The sequence below is a fragment of the Pseudoalteromonas sp. S408 genome, assembly GCF_005886645.1.
Lineage (GTDB): Bacteria > Pseudomonadota > Gammaproteobacteria > Enterobacterales > Alteromonadaceae > Pseudoalteromonas.
Genome location: NZ_PNDY01000055.1, coordinates 1 through 362, shown reverse-complemented (window position 1 = coordinate 362; position 362 = coordinate 1). Strand labels below are relative to the sequence as shown.

Here is a 362-nt window from a genome sequence, read left to right as displayed (position 1 = left end):
AATCAACCTGGGAAACAGAATTGAGAATTTCAGATATAATCGGAAGCCTTTCCATACTTGAAAAGTCAGAACAGGGAAAAGTAATTGCATCTGTATTGAAGCAAAAGTTTTGGACAGGTACTTTGCATTTGGAAATAGTTGGCTCACTCCCACTTGTTAAGAACAAAGCAGATGTTAGCCAGCGGTTTTACATTGCTGAAGATGGTAGTGGAATTACAACAGATGACGCGTATCGCTTTCTTCAAAACAAATACATGGAAAAACAATTGCAGCTTAAAAGAAAGCAATCTGATAATGGTGATGAATCAATTCCAGAAGAATCTAATGGTACATCAAGCAGTGGGCTACTTAAGAAGAAGCGA

Annotated in this window: 1 protein-coding gene; it reads left to right on the top strand. The window is 37.6% G+C overall.

The annotated features are described in order from the left end of the window. Positions 1 to 20: 20 nt before the first annotated feature. The coding region (locus CWB62_RS18445; RefSeq protein WP_138556295.1) for a hypothetical protein at positions 21 to 362 on the top strand (342 nt) is incomplete at its 3' end.